The following is a 15,988-nucleotide window of genomic DNA, read 5'->3' as shown; positions in this document are numbered from 1 at the left end:
TGCAGCGCCTGCCCGGCCAGCAGGGCTTTCAGGTCGGCGTAGCGGTCACCGAGACGGCTGCCCAAATCGATAAGCCCCGCCGGTGTGTGGATCCCGTAACTGTTTTTGCCCTGATGGCGATAACTTGCAAGTTTCATAATGACACCCGGTGTTCGTGCAATAGCGATTCTGTACCGGCTGGAAAACATTCCTCAGCAGCGGTATCCCTTTTTTATTTCTCAGGCTTTTCTGGTATGTGGATTATCGGGTAATGACTTACCCGATGATTCATTACAGAGGATTATTTATTGCTTTGCGCCGCGACTAAATTTACTCGCTGAATACCATTGAGGTAAGTCGCTACCAAAATACCGCCAATCAGCAACGTAATGATAAATGCGGTCATACCCAGCCAGCCTGCGGCCGAAAAGATAAGCCCGTTACAATAACCGACGACGGAACCGCCCATATAATAGAAGAACAGATACAGTGCCGTTGCCTGACCACGCGCATGGGTAGCATTTTTACTGACCCAGCTTAATCCAATCGAGTGGCAACCGAAGAAACAACCGGTAAACAGAATGGCACCCATCACAAATGCAGGCAGATTAGCGGTTAACGTCAGCAACATACCGGCGATCATAATCGTGAATAACGCGGACAACACTTTCAGTGCGCCGTATTTTTGTGACAAACGCCCTGCTTGTGGCGCAGTAAAAAAGCTCATGATGAAACTAAAGGAAATCAACCCGGCATTGGCGTGAGAAACGTTGAAAGGCTCGCGCGCCAGATAGAAGGCCAGATAATTATACAAAGAGGTAAACACACCAAAAATAATGAAGCTAACCACATACATCAGTGACAACTTTTTATTTTTGAAATGGGCCTGAGCGCCTTTAACGATGTAAGAAAAATTCAGGCTGCTACTGGCTTTGAAGTTTTTCGACGCAGGCAGAACCACAGCAACCAGCAGTGCGGCAAACATCAGTGTCAGGGCAAAACCATAGAAAATGACATCAATAGACACATGCCCAATCAACTGGCTGGCAACCACGCGGCCAGACATACCGCCAATCGAGTTACCAAATACAAAATACCCGGTCACCACACCGGCGACCACCGGAGCGACTTCTTCACTGATATATGCTGTCGCCGCAGCCGCAATACCACTTAATGACAGACCAATCACACCACGGACCATCACCAGCAATGCCCAGGATTTAACCAGCGGGCAAATCAGCGTCAGCAGGCCACCCAGCATCAGCGACACCACAATCAGCCGTTTACGTCCGTAACGGTCGGCCAATGTACCGGTAAATAATAACCCGATAGCCAGCATGGCGGTTTCTGCTGACAGAATAATACTCACCTGGCTGACGGGAATGTCATAATCTTTAGCCAATACCGGGAGTAATGGCTGAATAAAAAATAAAGAGGCCAGTTCAGCCAGGCCGGAAAAGGCCAGCGCGAAAATGACACGCAGATATTGCGTAATATTCACGGATGCTTCCTGGCTTTGTGATGTAGGCGCCTTAATTGCACTCATAATAACCTCACAATATAGTTTTAGGGATACAGGGGGAAATAAAACAACGAATCATTACATTAATTATTCTTAAATATCTTCCGTTTCCAGAGCGTATGAAGGAACATAAACATTACCGACAAATAACTTTCTTGCCGTTCGAATAACCGAAGCACGGATATCCTCGTGACGCTCACCATTTTTCATCAGCGACACGGCGATTTTTCCGCTAGGGTGTTCAATATTGACGCTTTCCAGGAATGCTGTTCTGTCTTTTTCTGACAGCACATCTTGTGCCACGCTGCCTTCAACGACACAGGCGGTGGAAATACCAATAGACCCGGTAATTGCCAGCGAGCGATGGCAGTTGTGCGGCATAAAGTAGCGCACCTGAATAGTGCCACCAGCATTCGGTGGGCTGAGTAACACGGGTTTGGGGATCACTTTATTACTGACATCACCCAGCCCCATCGCCTGCCCGGCCTGCAAACGGATATGTTCCAGTCGTTGCATAAACGCCTGATCCGTTTCCAACGCCTGCGGCGATTCGCTACCCGTTTTATCTAATGAACGGGCATCGATCAGCACCATTGGCATCGCCATATCAATGCAGGTCACCGCGACGCCATCAAACACATCGCGTACGTTACCGGTGGGAAACAGTTTGCCGGTTTTGCTGCCAGCGGAATTCAGAAAAGTCAGGCCGACCGGTGCCGCGCTGCCGGGGACACCGTCGATTTCAGTCTCGCCGTCGTACTCGACGCATTGTTGTGGCGTGTGGATGTCGGCATCCACCATCGTCCCGGTATTCAGGTTACGAATGCGTACCCGTGTGGTAGGATGCCGGGCGCTCACCAGCCCATGTTCAATCGCGAACGGCCCCACCGCGCACAGCATGTTGCCGCAGTTGGGTGTGGTATCAACCCGGCGCTCTTTGACCATCACCTGGGCAAACAGGTAATCGACATCCGCCTCGGGATGGGTCGATTTGCTGACAATCGCGACTTTACTGGTTTGTGGCGCGCCGCCGCCAATACCATCGATCTCCAGCTCATGGCCGGAGCCCATCAAGGCCAGCAACACATCGTCACGCTGTTGCTTATCTTGCGGTAAATCACTGGCCAGAATCACCGGGCCTTTCGATGTGCCACCGCGCATTAATACACAGGGAATCTTTACCATCACGTTCTCTCACGCTGTAACTGCTTCTGATGGCACAAGCATTCCATAGCACTATCAATGAATCTAATGTCAAAAAAATACCGATTAATTCATTTCTTGCATTAATCAGGGGGCGGGTACACATTATCCTGTCAGCCCCCCGTCAACAGGAGAGAACCCCCATGCAGCATGAGCTTCAGGGCATTAAGGCATTTGTAAAAATTGCGGATACCGGTTGTTTTACCAAAGCCTCAGAGTTGTTGCATATTTCTCAACCGGCGTTGACCCGGCGGATAAAAAAGCTGGAAGAGAGTCTTGGCACCGCACTGTTTGAACGTTCGACCCGACGGGTCAGCCTGACCGCCGTCGGTAAAAGTTTTTTGCCTAACGCAAGAAACCTCATTGATTTTTATGAAAACTCGATCCTGAATATCCAGGAGATGGCCTCACACCAAACCGGTTTTGTCACGTTATCGTGTATTCCAACCGCTGCTTTTTATTTCCTGCCCGCGGTGATTCGTAATTACAACGAACACTACCCGAATATACGCATTCGTATACTGGAACACAGCGCAAGCGACTGTCTGGACGCCGTGCTCAACGGGGACGCAGATTTTGGTATTAATATGATCAACGTCACACACTTTAATGTGGAGTTCATACCGCTGGTGAATGAGCCTTTTGTCCTGGCCTGCAGACGCGACCACCCGCTGGCAGAGAAGTCACTGGTGATGTGGGAAGAGCTGGCCGATTACCCGCTGATTGGCGTAAGACGCTCCAGCGGTAACCGGTTATTGATTGAACAGGCACTGGAAAACAGCGCCTGGAAACCCAACTGGTTTTATGAAGTACGCCACCTCTCCACCTCACTGGGTATGGTAGAAGCCGGTTTAGGGATTGCGGCGGTGCCCAGTCTGGCAATGCCGCGTGACGATCATCATGTGTTAGTGAGTAAGCCGTTGATAGAGCCCGTCGTGCGCAGAACGCTCGGGGTGGTGCAACGCAAAGATTCCACGTTGAGCCCAGCGGCGGAGCGCTTTAAAGATATGTTGATGCATCTGTGGTCTAACGAGAAAAACAGCCCCTGGATAAGCAAATTCAACCTGTAAACGCCGGACGGGCGGCACGCGCTGAGTGGTGCCGTTCCACTCACGCACCGCATCATATGCGATGACAGGTATGGCAAGGCATGCTATCCGTAGTCATGTCAGCACGGATAGCCACATCTATGATTGTCGGCCCATCCCCTCTATGCAGCACGTCAGGAGTACCTATGCCAGAGACCATCACGTCACACGACACCCCGCACTACAACCGGCAAACCGGGCGTTTTTTCAATCCACGCCCGTCGGTGGCTCCGAGGATGGGTCTGTGGCAAAGCCTGTCACTGCTGTGGCGGCTGGGTTTTCAGCGCAAAGGGCGTGTACCGGCTAAACGGTTACCGACGGTATCCCCCAACCTGACGGCGTTCCTCGCCGCTGATGAGCGCCTCACATTTATCTGGTTCGGGCACTCCACCTTGCTACTGAATCTGGATGATACCCGCATCCTGATAGACCCGGTCTTCTCCGCCAGTGTCTCGCCGTTCAGTTTTATGTTCCGCCGCTTTCAGCCCCCCGTGCTGGCGCGTGAAGCCCTGCCGACTATCGACCTTATCTTGCTATCGCACGACCACTACGATCATCTCGACGAGCAAACCATACGCACTTTTCGTGACACCACAACCCGCTTTATCGCCCCGCTGAAAGTGGGTCAGCGCCTGCAAAAATGGGGGATCGACGCCAGCCGCATTCAGGAGCTGGATTGGTATCACTCTCATACGTTTAACGGCATTCGCTTTACCGCCACGCCATCGCACCATTTCTCTGGCCGCAGTATGTCTGATCGCAACACCACGCTGTGGGCTTCCTGGGTGATCGAAGGCCAACGGGAACGCCTCTTTTTTAGTGGCGACTCTGGGTACGGCGAACATTTCCGTGAAATTGGTGAACGCTTTGGTCCGTTTGATCTCGCCTTCATGGAAAACGGGCAGTACAACGAACGCTGGCCAGACTCACACATGCACCCGGAGCAGACCATACAGGCGGTACAGGACGTAAAAGCCCGCCAGTTCATGCCCATCCATTGGGGCATGTTTGCGCTGGCGTTTCACGACTGGGCCGACCCGGTGCAACACAGCAGCCAGTTAGCGCAAGCGCGGCACATACCGATGCTGACACCGATGCTGGGTGAAGTGGTCACGCTGGGGACACCCACAACCACACCGATGTGGTGGGAGAAAGACGTTGATGCGCAACCCTCCCGACCTATCGCCAGAAACGCAGTCCAGGATGCGGAATAGCTGAGAGTGGGGATAAAAAGCTAACGAGTATCGTCAGTCTCCATCACCCACGACTGGCTTGAAAGCATAGGAGTGAAGCCATGAGCAAATCATCTGCGTCAAACACGATTGAAATAGCGGGTCAACCGGCTGTTATCAGCTATGTGCCAGATTGGGCGCATTTCGTGGCAAGTTTCTTGGTCTGACTGGCTATTGTGATTTTGTATCGGACAGTATTCAAGGGCTGAAAAAAGAAGATGAGATTTCACTACGTGAATATCTGGGTGACTGCAGTGCAGCAGGTATCAAGCCTTACACTTCTGAAATTTAAGCACTGTTCGAGCCTTTGCTCTGACGGCATTAGTACAAATATCATCAATTCGTTGACCTTCCTTTATTTATAAAATACCCTATATTTACGTGGATTTAACTGCCCATGCAATACAAATAAACCAACATTTTAATAGTTATTTTTTGTTATTATTTCTACAGCATTAAATCCATCTCCGTCAATCCTCTTTTTAGGGGAAATAACCTTTTATTATAAATATGGACGTAAATATAAAATGAATGACTATGAAAAACGAGCGCTAGAAGAAATACACGCATGGAAAAACCCACAATTAACATGGTTCGACAAAGCATTAAGCGTTATAAATAAGCCTTTAGACTACGTGGGGGATCTGATATTAGATAACGACACTATTGGTGACGTGATAAAAAAATCTATTAATGGACTCGTGGGAGTATGTAATGACGCAGCTCAATGGAGTGTAAGACCTGAATCAATTTTTGAAGAGTTTCGTGATGATGGCCATCACCACATCAAATCTCACAATGACATACACTCTCTTCCACTTGAAAATATAGATAAAACCGTTGGTTTTTTAGGTGCGAAATATAAAGGATTGGCTCTTACTCAAGGAGCTGGCACGGGTACTATTGGATTACCAGGTTTGTTTATTGATATACCACTAATAGTGACACTAAACTTACGCGCAATTGGCGAATATGCAACTTATTATGGCTTTGATATTGATAACCAGGAAGAAAGATTATATGCATTCAATCTATTGGGATTAGCCTCATCCCCATCTGATATTTCAAAAAATTTAGCAATGGCACAATTATTAAAAATATCACAAGATGTAGCAAAGAAAAAGACATGGGATGAGTTAAACAAGCACGCCTTTGTTCAAGTAATTCAACAAATATCTAAAATACTAGGAATAAGGCTTACTAAGGCAAAGTTAGCTCAAGTTGTTCCTGTTTCTGGTGCAGTTGTTGGTGGAGGGTTCAACGCTTATTTTACAAGCAATGTTTGCAATGCAGCATACTACTTATATCGGGAAAGATTCCTAGCAAGAAAATATGGTCACAATGTTATAGAAAAAACCGTTAAACCAGCAGAAAGTTTTATTATTATCGACCCTGAAGATATAATATAAATATCACAGACATTCTTCTTTTTAGAAAATAACAACCAGCCCCTAGAATAGGGGCTAATGTAGAATAAAGGATTAATTTCACAAGAATTACATCAGTATTTTACACTTACACAAATAAATCCAATAGTCACTGTTTATCGATGCAGGAGATGCACTCCGGTAATTTTTGCCGCAACACCTCCCGCCGTTCTGCGTCCGCGAGTTCTTTGTGTTGTGCCGCCTCCAGCCAGTCGCGGGCGGCGGAGGGGCTCAGGATAAACACGCCGTCGTCATCGCCTATCGCCATATCGCCGGGATGCACCGTCACCCCGGCAATCGTGACCGGTACGTTGACGGCACCGGCACATCCCAGTGTGCGGGTGGTAATGGCACTGACGCCTTTGCAGAACACCGGCAAGCCCAGTTTGCGTAACGCACGTGAATCCGTCACGGCACCGGCGACGACCACCCCCGCCAGCCCTTTCACTTTCGCCGCCAGCGTGCGCAGTTCCCCCCAGCAGGCGCGTTCCTCTTCATCCGACGCATCAATCACCAGCACATCGCCGGGTTGGCTCAGTAACAATGCCTCACGCAGTACGCCACCATCCGGCGGACACAGTTTTACCGTCACCACGTTGCCAACCATCTGCACATCCGCCAGTAGCGGCCGGATACCCGGCAAATACCCCTGTTCCGTCAAATGTCCCAGTGTGGAGGTGCCGACATGGCGATAGCCAGCCAGCAGTTCATCGCCAAGCGGCGAGACGCGGGGAAGAATATGATAATTCATCCTGCCACCTGCCCATGCCAGTCATCCGACGGGCCATTGCCTGCCATTGTTTCATGCGGTTTTTCACGGCCAAATGGAATGCATAACGGTGTGTGGAAAAACGGATCAGCAATAATACGGCAGTCCAGATTAAATACGGTTTTCACCAGCGCTTCGTCCAGAATCGCCGCCGGTGCCCCCTGCGCGAAGGCAGTACGGTTATGCACCGCCACCATATGGTCGGCGTAACGGCACGCCAGATTGAGATCGTGCAGTACCATGATGATGGTTTTCCCGTGTTGACGGTTCAACTCACGCAGCAAATCCAGCACTTCAATCTGGTGTGCCAGGTCGAGAAAGGTCGTGGGTTCATCCAGCAGCACCACCTCGGTGTCCTGTGCCAGCGTCATGGCGATCCACACCCGTTGGCGTTGACCGCCGGATAACGCATCGACCGGTCGGTCCGCCAGCCCGTCGGTGCCGGTTTGCACCAGCGCACGGTTTACCATCCGCTCGTCTTCCTGTGACCACTGCTGTAACCAGTTCTGGTAGGGATAGCGTCCCAGGCTGACTAACTGCTTCACGGTAATGCCTTCCGGCGCATCCGGCATCTGCGGCAAAATCGCCAACGCGCGCGCCACCTCGGCGGTAGACTGACGGTGAATATCCTCACCATTGAGGATGACCGAGCCACTCAGTGGCTTAAGCAAGCGGGCGAAAGACTTAAGCAGTGTGCTTTTGCCGCACCCGTTGCTGCCTATCAGTACCGACACTTTGCCCTTTGGCAACTGTATATCCAGATTGTCGATAATCGTCTGGCTGGCATAGCCGAGGGTCAGTTCCCGGCTGGTAATGGCGGTCATCATCCGTTTCCTTAATGACGTTGTTTGATCAGTAAATATAAAAAGAACGGCGCGCCCAGCGCCGAAACGAAAATCCCGGCGGGCAGATCCAGCGGCAAAAACAGCGTGCGTCCACACAGATCCGCCACCATCACCAGTACCGCGCCACACAGAAACGCCATCGTCGCCTGCCCGGCAAAGGTCGGTGCTACCAGCCGTTTAGCGATGTGGGGAGCGATAAGCCCGACGAACGCCATCGCCCCACCCCAGGCGATCGCCGCACCGGCCAGCGCCACACTGAGCAGCAACAGCGCCAGGCGCAGCCCCTGCACCCGCACACCGATGCCCTGCGCCAGCCCATCATCCAGTTGCTGCACCCGCACCTGACGCGCCAGCCACACCAGCCACGGCACCATCAGCAGTAGCCAGACACCCAGTTCACGGGTTTCACGCCAGTTAGCACCGTAGACGCTGCCGGTCAGCCAGACATACGCCGAGAGCGTGGTCGTCAGTGGGCTGAACACCAGCATAAAGGTGGTCATCGCCACCAACAGAGCCGATACCCCCACGCCAGTCAGCACCAGCCGCTGCGGCGATACACCCGATTGCCACGCCAGCCAATACACCGCCAGCGCGGCCACGCCGGCCCCGGTCATCGCCGCCAGTGGCAGGTAGTGCGCCCCCAGCGTACCGGTGAGAAACGACAGGTAGAACACCGCCGCGGCGCTGGCACCGCTGGTAATGCCCAGAATATCCGGTGACGCCAGCGGGTTTCGGATCATCGCCTGTAAAATCAGCCCGGACACCGCCAGTGCACCGCCAACCAGTGCCGCCAGCAGCACCCGCGGCAAGCGCAACTGCTGTACGATAAGCGTCGCGCCTTCTGACTGTGACGAGACTAACGCCTGTAATACTTCCCACGGCGACAACATCAGCTTGCCGATGCCAAGCGATATCACCATCACCGCCAGTACCAGTATCAGCACCAGTGCGATGCGTCCAACGCTGGTCAGGTTAATCTGGCGGGAAAACGGCCCTCGTCGCCACACCAGCACCGGATCCCTGCCTTCGCGCTTATCCATGCCGACCTCCGCGCCGCAGCAGCACAATAAAGAACGGCGCACCGAATAGCGCCGTCATCACCCCAACCGGCACCTCCTGCGGCACAATCACCACCCGCGCCAGAATATCCGCCAGGAGCAATAACGTGGCCCCTAATAGCGCGCAACCGGGCAGCAGCCAGCGGTGGTCGGCAGGCAACAGTTTTCGGGCTATATGCGGCACAATCAGACCAATAAAACCGATACTGCCCGCCATCGCCACCGCGCCACCGGCCAGCACAATCACCAGCAGACTCATCAACAATCGGATGCGCCCGGTGCGTTGCCCCAAACCCCGGGCGATAGCTTCACCGGCGTTCAGCACGTTAACCTGCCCTGCCAGTAACAGGCTGGCGACCAGCGCCGCCAGACAATACCCTATCAACGGCAATACCGTCGCCAGCTCGCGATCCGCCACCGAACCGGCCAGCCAGAACAACACCGTATCCAGTCCTTCCTGATTGACCACCAGCATTCCCTGACTAAAGGCCGCGAACATGGCGGTGATCGCCGCCCCCGCCAGCACCATGCGCAGCGGGTTCAGGCTGCCTTTGCCCATGGTGCCAATCAGCCATACCAGACAACCTGCCAGCGCCGCACCGGCAAATGCCGACCACAGCCACACCGACATCGCCACCTTGGGAAACAGCGACACACAGACAATCAGGCAAAACATCGCCCCGGCGTTAATACCAAACAACCCCGGTGACGCCAGTGGATTACGGGTCAGCACCTGCATCAAGGCCCCTGCCACCGCCAGACTGGCCCCCACCACGATAGCTATCAGCGTACGCGACAGGCGCGTCGAGGTGACCAGAATATGATTCACGTTCAGCGGGTCTGGATGCCACAACGCCCCATACACCTGCGATGGCGCAATCGCTATCGGCCCGACCATCAGGCTCAGAAACGCCAGCGCCAGCAGGCACACCGCCCCGCCCGCCAGCACCTGAGCCGGTGTCATCTGTTTTATGCGGACTCTCACGACATGGCTCATGACAGACCTCCGGTTATACCGGTCACCCGGGCGATATCATCGAGCATCATGTTCGCCCCCAGAATACCGCCCGACAGGCTCCAGGTAACGCCATTGACCACCCACACCTGACGTCGCTGCGGCGCACGCAGTTGTTGCCACAGCGGATGACGGATCAGCGATTCATAGTTGCGTTGCACGGCGGGGCTCTCAGAGCGCAGAAAAATGAAGAAGATATCGGCATCCACCACTGGGATACTCTCCTTGCTGGTCAGCTTGAGTGACACCCCCGGTTGAGCGCTGCTGGCATCACTCCAGCCAAACCCCAATTCGCTCACTACCGAGCCGGGAAAGCTGTTAGGTAAATAGCTGCGGATATGATCTTCGCGGATATCCAGTATTGATACGGTGGGTGGCCAGCCGCTGCCAAAGCGGCGTTGCAACTGCTCACGCAGCCCGTTCACCCGCTGCTGCCAGTGCTGCAACAGTGTATCCGCCACCGCCTGACGCCCCAGCGCCTGCCCCATTACCTGTACCGTTTTCTTGAACTGGTAGATTTCATCGAGCATCACCACCGGTGCAATCTGCGACAGCAGTGGTTCCAGTCGCTGGTGGCGAAAACGCGAAGCGACGATGGTATCGGGCTTTAACAGCACGATGTCTTCCAGACTGGGTTGGGTTTCCAGCCCCACATGCGGCACCCCGGCCAGCGCCGGACGCAGGTAGCGGTACATGGGTTTCTCGCTCCACGAATCCACCACGCCAGCAGGTGTCACCCCCAGCGCCACGGCGGTATCCGTCGCGCCCTGAAACAAGGTGATAACCCGTTGCGGCACTAACAACGACTGAGCCAGCGCAGGCCGGGAAAGCCCCAGCGGCAACAGGCTTAACGACCACCGCAGCAAGCGGCGGCGCGACACTAAATACTCATTCACGATTTGATGCGATCTGCCTTTTCCATAGTGATGACCAACTCATTACGTTTCAGAAGAGCGATCTCTGGCGTCAAAAACTGTGCTGAGGTGTTCGTCTTCGCCGGGTGAGCCGCATGGACGCGGCGAAAGCCCGTGCCGCGTCTGGAGCGCGTCACGGGCGGCCCGAACCGCGAAGACGAACGCCGAAGGTACCGCGTAGCGGCACAGTTTAGCCACCAGCCAGTGGTCAAGGAGAGGTGGCGCTGAACCTCTCCTTGTCGTGCGTGCGATGAAGTAGCAAAGAAGCAATGCCGTCTATCCCGCACGAAACATCTCTCTGTCTTTACATGAACCCGATAACGACGCTCTATTGTTCGTTAACAATCTATTTACCAATGATTGCCTGAAACGGGTTAATCACCTCTCCTTTGCCGAACGGCATGCTCCCCGGCCCACCGGCGCGGGCGATCATCGGGGTGATCAGCAGTTTCTGCGGCCAGTTGGGTGCGTCAAACAAGCGGGTTTTCAGCATCGCTTGCGTATCAGCCGCGAAACCGGCACGGTCAATCGCCCCATTGATTTCAGTACGCATCACGCCCCACAACGTTGCGGCATCCAGATCATAGGTCAGCGATAACGTGTCAATGATCGCCCGCATGTTGACCTGAATCCCCAGCGTTTGCAGCCAGAACAGCAGGTCGTCCAGACGTTCGTGGTAAAGCGTATTGGCATGGCCTTGTTTGATGCGGTACACCGGGTCCTGCATACCGTGTTGTTCCAGCGTCGGCACATGAATACGCAGTGAATCGTGGTCGCGCAACAACAGGCCGTGGGCCTGACCGGCTTTCCACACCAGCACCGCGTTCTGCCCGTGGATCTCACCCAGCATCCCTAAGCGGAACATGCGGAAATTAATATCGAAGAAACAATGACAAAGTTCGGCAAACAGTGTCAACACCGCATCGGCATTCGCTGCTAAACCGCGATACGCCAGCCAGTCGTCAAAGAAGTGACGACTGCTACCCGGTAACGGCGTCCCTAATGCCGCCATCGGCAGCAGGCGGTAATCCGGGTCATCAAACAGTTCACGCGGATAACTGCGCACCATCGCCGACAGGTGGCGCGGCGCTTCATCAAACAGGGTGGCCTGCGGCGGCATAAACGCCCACCATTTGCCTTCATCACACAGATACAGTCGCTGCTGTAATACCGCGTCTTTGTCGCGCGCCTGTCGCAACAACGCTTCACTTAACCCGCCGTTGATCATTTTCACTGCCGGTAAATAGCGTGACGCCCCCAGCGAGTACACCGCCATCGGCAGTTTGAGGTAGTCCGCGCTGGCAAAACACGGGGTCATGGAACGCAATGACGAGGTCGGCAGGTAGCGCGCGGCACGGAAATCCAGCCGCTGGCAGTCACCGTTGCGAAACGCTTCGCCCAACTGGGTTTCCAAAATATGATCGAACTGCCACGGGTGCACCGGCAAAGCAATGTGGGTGTCGGCAATGCCGCGTGTCGCCAGCTCCTGTTGCAGCGCCGCCTGCTCCGCCTGTGGTAGCAGGTAGTGTGCCGGGTACTGGTCAGCCGTGTTGTGAATCCCATCGCCACATTGCAGCTTGTCTTTTGCCACCGCCACCCAGTTCAGTGCCACTGGCGCGGCGAACTCCGCCACGTAACGACGGTACTCTTCGGCACTCAGCCCCTGTTTGGCCTTCGCGGTCGGGTGATAAGGGCGGTCGCGCAGCGAAGCCCACTGTTCCATGACGTGGAAGAAATCGGCGTTGCCGCGCGCGAGCAGCTCGTCGGTGTCGATGCGGTGCTCGCGTGACAGCGCGGTCTGCTCCACGCTGGTGTTAAGCACATCCAGAAACAGCGCCTGCCCTTTAGTATTGTCTTCGTCACTGTGCTGCCCGGCGAACACCAGATGCATGAAACTTTCCGGCTCCAGCACCTGCCAGTCGTTACCGCCCTGCTGCCAGGCGTACACCACCGTGTCCGGTACTTTTTCCCAGCGCTGGGTAATGCCAGGGCGCAGCGCCACCACCAGATGCCGCTGTTCACGCTCATCGCTGCACCAGCGCCACAGACGAGTCGTGCTCGCCAGCGCACCGAACGGTGACGACTGCCCGTACTGCTGCTGCCATTCATCGGCGCTATACAACGCCAACGGCTGGGTACCAAAAAATTCTTCGGCCAACAGGCAATCCACCAGATCCTGCATCACGCTGTCACTGGCATCCTTATAGTGAGACGTATTTTTCATCACATGACTTTCCATTGGATTACTGTCCTTCTGCTGAAATCGTTGCGGCCAATCTGGCCTGTAACGCGCGAAACGCGATGCCGCGCTCGTCGCCCAAAACAAATGCGCGCACACCTTGCTCACGCCAGCGAGCATGATCGTCAGGCTGGCGGGGGATGGCGCAATAGCACACCCCGTGCGCCTCGGCGGCAAGACGCACCTCGGCCAGCGCGGCCTGCACCGGTGCGGCCGCGGTCTGCCACGGCATACCCAGCGATTGGGAGAGATCCGCCGCGCCCTCCAGTATCATGTCCAGCTCCTCGACTGCGGCGATCGCCTTCGCCTGACGCACACCCTCGGCGCTTTCGATCATCGCCACCAGCAGGATTTCCCGGTTCGCCAGCGTGACGTATTCCGCCAGACTGTGCTTACCGAAAGCACCGGGGCGGCCACTGTTGAGACTGCGCTCGCCTTGCGGGTGGTAATAGCAGGCGCGTACCGCCGCCTGCACCTGCTCAGCCTGCTCTACCATCGGCAGCACAATGCCCTGCGCGCCACCATCCAGCAGCCGCAGCATGGTTTTAGGGTTGGCGTCGGCCACCCGTACCAGCGGCGTGAGCGCATAGCTCTCCGCCACCCGGATCATGTTTTCCACCGTTTCCGGGTTAATCAGCACGTGTTCGGTATCGATAATCACGAAATCGAACCCGGCTTCGGCGATCAACTCCACCGATACCGGCGAGGGAATCGAGGCGATTAACCCATAGACCGGCGTACCGGCCGCCAGCTTGCGCTTGAGATGGTTGGTTCTTAGCATGACGACGGCCTGAACGGATGCAGGGGATTCGGCACCGATTTAAAGCGGCGTTCACCGTCGCCCAGTAACCGGCGTTTCGTCAGTTCTTCTACCTCGTAGGTCGGTGCAAACACGTCAAACAGCGCATAACGCGCACGGTGCTGTGGGTGTGCGGCCTGATAACCCAACACCACCTCCGCCGTCATTTGCCAGAAATGTGCTTCCGGCAGTTGATAATGCTGACGCAGGAATACCGCCATTTCCGCCAGACAAATAAAGAAGAACGAATCGCAGGTGAAATCACGCACCGCCTCAACGTCATCGGTCAGGATGAAGGAGTTACGGTTGATTTTGGCGTGGCTGGCCGGTAACGGCACCAGATCCGGGCGCATCGCCGGGCGTGCCAGATGGTCCGGCGAATAGCGCACCCCGTCGTGGAAATCTTTCAGTGCGATGCGCTGCGGCCAGCCATCACGCACCACCAGCACAATATTCTGGCCGTGCGACTCCATGCCGATGCCTTCGGCGTACAACATGTGAATGATGGGGGAAACCGTCACGTCCAGCAGTTGGCGAGTCCAGGCTTCCAGCCCGTATTGGCGAATCCAGGCGTCGATAAACGGGGCCTGCTCGCCGCCGTCGTAGCGGTGTTCGACATGGCTTAAGCCGTTAAACGGTACCGCCTGTTCACCCGGTTGCAGATACTGATGGATGCTTTCACGCCAGATAGCCCCCATCACGCCATAGGCTTGCGCCATGCGGGTGGCGGGTAAATTCTGGGTGTCAAAGCTCACCCCGGCGACCTCGCCTAGGATCACAAACTTCAGGTTGCGGGCAGTCTGGTCGGTATCGATCAGCTGTTGCAACCAGTCGGTGATGATAGGCCCGTTCATCACCGTATGCCGTGCCAGAATACGGGTGCTGGAGGTGTTGGTCATACTCATCGCCAGCTTGACGTATGGCCGTGTTTTTTCGGTGACGTTCGCCAGCGTGCGAATCGACTGTTGCGCCTGCCAGCGGTCGTCAGAATCACCGAGGTAAATCAGCTCGCCGCTGACCAACTCCGGGTAAAACACCGGCGCAATCACGTTCTTCCACTGCCACGGATGCACCGGTATCAATTGATAGTCCTGCGCCTTACGCCCCTGACGCGCCAGTTGCTCGCTAAACGCCTGCCAGCGCGTTTCACCAAACTCAGCAATCAGGAAGTCATCCAGATTCAGCCGGGTCGACTGGTTGGCTGAGGCGCGTTGTTTCGACAACGCCAGCCAGACGATGGCGAAAGGCTGGCCGAACTCCGGCCCCCACTGCGCGTTATCCTGCAGGCTAAAACCGATGCGCGACTTGTAGCAGGGGTGGTAGCTGTGTGCATCCATGAAGTGGCGCTCCAGCTCATCGAAACTGAGCTGATGCGCTGGCTTGCCGGGGTGGTAATTCTGTGCGCGCGACTGCAAATCCTTCAGTTGCGTCTGCTCCAACTCCTGCACAAAACGCGTCAAAAACGGGTTGTTCTCCTGCTCACCCAGCAGTTCTTCCAGCATCAGGTGCAGGTTGGGTGACTGCGCATTGCCGCTGGCATCAACGCGCTGCACACTGGCGTAATCCAGACGAATCAGCGCAAAGCTGTCGCTCAATAATCCATTACAGCGGTATTCCACCGCTTGTTGCTGCGCATCACGGCCGGTTATCACAAACTGGCTGTTACCCTCGCCCATGTCCGTGCAGTGATAAGGCAACACCTCTTCGTACAGCAACGTCTGTAACAGTTGCCCGACCACGCGCTGTTCTACCAGCTGATAACGCTGCGCATCCATCTGCAACAGCCAGTCACAAGCGATACCCTGCAATACGACGGGGGATAATGTTTCCATACAGTCTCTTAACCTTGTCAGTAAAAATAACGTTGCCAGTCAAAATAGCGTGGCAGTCGTCAACCC

Annotated in this window: 13 protein-coding genes and 2 pseudogenes; 4 read left to right on the top strand and 11 right to left on the bottom strand. The window is 54.9% G+C overall.

Features of this window, described 5'->3' with window-relative positions:
* From FAZ14_RS20360 to FAZ14_RS19660, 3 genes and pseudogenes are all read right to left on the bottom strand, one after another.
* A pseudogene (locus FAZ14_RS20360) lies at window positions 1-137 on the bottom strand (fumarylacetoacetate hydrolase family protein); the annotation flags it as partial.
* A gap of 143 nt (window positions 138-280) precedes the next feature.
* The gene (locus FAZ14_RS19665; protein WP_016943877.1) at window positions 281-1,525 is read right to left on the bottom strand and encodes an MFS transporter; all 1,245 of its coding nucleotides are present in this window, start codon (window positions 1,523-1,525) and stop codon (window positions 281-283) included.
* Between the two features lie 69 nt (window positions 1,526-1,594).
* Complete coding sequence (locus FAZ14_RS19660) at window positions 1,595-2,686, bottom strand: 4-oxalomesaconate tautomerase (RefSeq protein WP_153509069.1); 1,092 nt, start codon at window positions 2,684-2,686, stop codon at window positions 1,595-1,597.
* 161 nt (window positions 2,687-2,847) lie between these two features.
* On the opposite strand from FAZ14_RS19660, the gene FAZ14_RS19655 reads away from it, so the two are divergent.
* The 4 genes and pseudogenes from FAZ14_RS19655 to FAZ14_RS19640 all read left to right on the top strand — a co-directional run bounded on the left by FAZ14_RS19655 (window position 2,848) and on the right by FAZ14_RS19640 (window position 6,433).
* On the top strand, window positions 2,848-3,774 hold the full coding sequence (locus FAZ14_RS19655; protein ID WP_016943879.1) for a LysR family transcriptional regulator: 927 nt from the start codon (window positions 2,848-2,850) through the stop codon (window positions 3,772-3,774).
* Between the two features lie 164 nt (window positions 3,775-3,938).
* Complete coding sequence (locus tag FAZ14_RS19650) at window positions 3,939-5,006, top strand: MBL fold metallo-hydrolase (protein WP_153509068.1); 1,068 nt, start codon at window positions 3,939-3,941, stop codon at window positions 5,004-5,006.
* An 80-nt stretch (window positions 5,007-5,086) separates the two neighbouring features.
* Window positions 5,087-5,301: pseudogene (locus tag FAZ14_RS19645) on the top strand (toxin-antitoxin system HicB family antitoxin); the annotation flags it as partial.
* 250 nt (window positions 5,302-5,551) lie between these two features.
* Complete coding sequence (locus FAZ14_RS19640) at window positions 5,552-6,433, top strand: EcsC family protein (RefSeq protein WP_153509067.1); 882 nt, start codon at window positions 5,552-5,554, stop codon at window positions 6,431-6,433.
* A 127-nt stretch (window positions 6,434-6,560) separates the two neighbouring features.
* Here FAZ14_RS19640 and FAZ14_RS19635 read toward each other — a convergent pair whose 3' ends face one another.
* From FAZ14_RS19635 to FAZ14_RS19600, 8 genes are all read right to left on the bottom strand, one after another.
* A complete protein-coding gene (locus tag FAZ14_RS19635; RefSeq protein WP_153509066.1) occupies window positions 6,561-7,202 on the bottom strand; it encodes an RraA family protein in 642 nt (213 codons plus the stop codon).
* A complete protein-coding gene (locus FAZ14_RS19630) occupies window positions 7,199-8,044 on the bottom strand; it encodes an ABC transporter ATP-binding protein (RefSeq protein ID WP_038908462.1) in 846 nt (281 codons plus the stop codon). Before FAZ14_RS19630 ends, FAZ14_RS19635 begins: the two co-directional genes overlap by 4 nt.
* An 11-nt stretch (window positions 8,045-8,055) precedes the next feature.
* A complete protein-coding gene (locus FAZ14_RS19625) occupies window positions 8,056-9,105 on the bottom strand; it encodes a FecCD family ABC transporter permease (RefSeq protein WP_153509065.1) in 1,050 nt (349 codons plus the stop codon).
* On the bottom strand, window positions 9,098-10,120 hold the full coding sequence (locus FAZ14_RS19620; RefSeq protein ID WP_153509064.1) for a FecCD family ABC transporter permease: 1,023 nt from the start codon (window positions 10,118-10,120) through the stop codon (window positions 9,098-9,100). The genes FAZ14_RS19625 and FAZ14_RS19620 overlap by 8 nt, the downstream gene beginning before the upstream one ends.
* Window positions 10,117-11,034, bottom strand: coding sequence for an ABC transporter substrate-binding protein (locus FAZ14_RS19615; protein WP_153509063.1), 918 nt, complete (start codon window positions 11,032-11,034; stop codon window positions 10,117-10,119). The genes FAZ14_RS19620 and FAZ14_RS19615 overlap by 4 nt, the downstream gene beginning before the upstream one ends.
* 364 nt (window positions 11,035-11,398) lie before the next feature.
* Complete coding sequence (locus FAZ14_RS19610) at window positions 11,399-13,276, bottom strand: IucA/IucC family protein (protein ID WP_029456665.1); 1,878 nt, start codon at window positions 13,274-13,276, stop codon at window positions 11,399-11,401.
* Window positions 13,277-13,295: 19 nt separating this feature from the next.
* Complete coding sequence (locus FAZ14_RS19605) at window positions 13,296-14,072, bottom strand: HpcH/HpaI aldolase family protein (protein WP_153509062.1); 777 nt, start codon at window positions 14,070-14,072, stop codon at window positions 13,296-13,298.
* Window positions 14,066-15,922, bottom strand: a complete 1,857-nt coding sequence (locus tag FAZ14_RS19600; RefSeq protein WP_153509061.1) for an IucA/IucC family protein — start codon at window positions 15,920-15,922, stop codon at window positions 14,066-14,068. The genes FAZ14_RS19605 and FAZ14_RS19600 overlap by 7 nt, the downstream gene beginning before the upstream one ends.
* Window positions 15,923-15,988 lie beyond the last annotated feature (66 nt).

The sequence above is a fragment of the Dickeya oryzae genome (genome assembly GCF_009372235.1).
GTDB classification, from domain to species: Bacteria; Pseudomonadota; Gammaproteobacteria; order Enterobacterales; family Enterobacteriaceae; genus Dickeya; species Dickeya oryzae.
This window is presented reverse-complemented; position numbering and strand designations above follow the sequence as displayed.

What these genes read in the sequence shown, in the direction of transcription:
- FAZ14_RS19665 (WP_016943877.1), bottom strand. Translation starts at nt 1,525, where the DNA reads ATGAGTGCAATTAAGGCGCCTACATCACAAAGCCAGGAAGCATCCGTG.
- FAZ14_RS19660 (WP_153509069.1), bottom strand. Translation starts at nt 2,686, where the DNA reads ATGGTAAAGATTCCCTGTGTATTAATGCGCGGTGGCACATCGAAAGGC.
- FAZ14_RS19655 (WP_016943879.1), top strand. Translation starts at nt 2,848, where the DNA reads ATGCAGCATGAGCTTCAGGGCATTAAGGCATTTGTAAAAATTGCGGAT.
- FAZ14_RS19650 (WP_153509068.1), top strand. Translation starts at nt 3,939, where the DNA reads ATGCCAGAGACCATCACGTCACACGACACCCCGCACTACAACCGGCAA.
- FAZ14_RS19640 (WP_153509067.1), top strand. Translation starts at nt 5,552, where the DNA reads ATGAATGACTATGAAAAACGAGCGCTAGAAGAAATACACGCATGGAAA.
- FAZ14_RS19635 (WP_153509066.1), bottom strand. Translation starts at nt 7,202, where the DNA reads ATGAATTATCATATTCTTCCCCGCGTCTCGCCGCTTGGCGATGAACTG.
- FAZ14_RS19630 (WP_038908462.1), bottom strand. Translation starts at nt 8,044, where the DNA reads ATGACCGCCATTACCAGCCGGGAACTGACCCTCGGCTATGCCAGCCAG.
- FAZ14_RS19625 (WP_153509065.1), bottom strand. Translation starts at nt 9,105, where the DNA reads ATGGATAAGCGCGAAGGCAGGGATCCGGTGCTGGTGTGGCGACGAGGG.
- FAZ14_RS19620 (WP_153509064.1), bottom strand. Translation starts at nt 10,120, where the DNA reads ATGAGCCATGTCGTGAGAGTCCGCATAAAACAGATGACACCGGCTCAG.
- FAZ14_RS19610 (WP_029456665.1), bottom strand. Translation starts at nt 13,276, where the DNA reads ATGAAAAATACGTCTCACTATAAGGATGCCAGTGACAGCGTGATGCAG.
- FAZ14_RS19605 (WP_153509062.1), bottom strand. Translation starts at nt 14,072, where the DNA reads ATGCTAAGAACCAACCATCTCAAGCGCAAGCTGGCGGCCGGTACGCCG.
- FAZ14_RS19600 (WP_153509061.1), bottom strand. Translation starts at nt 15,922, where the DNA reads ATGGAAACATTATCCCCCGTCGTATTGCAGGGTATCGCTTGTGACTGG.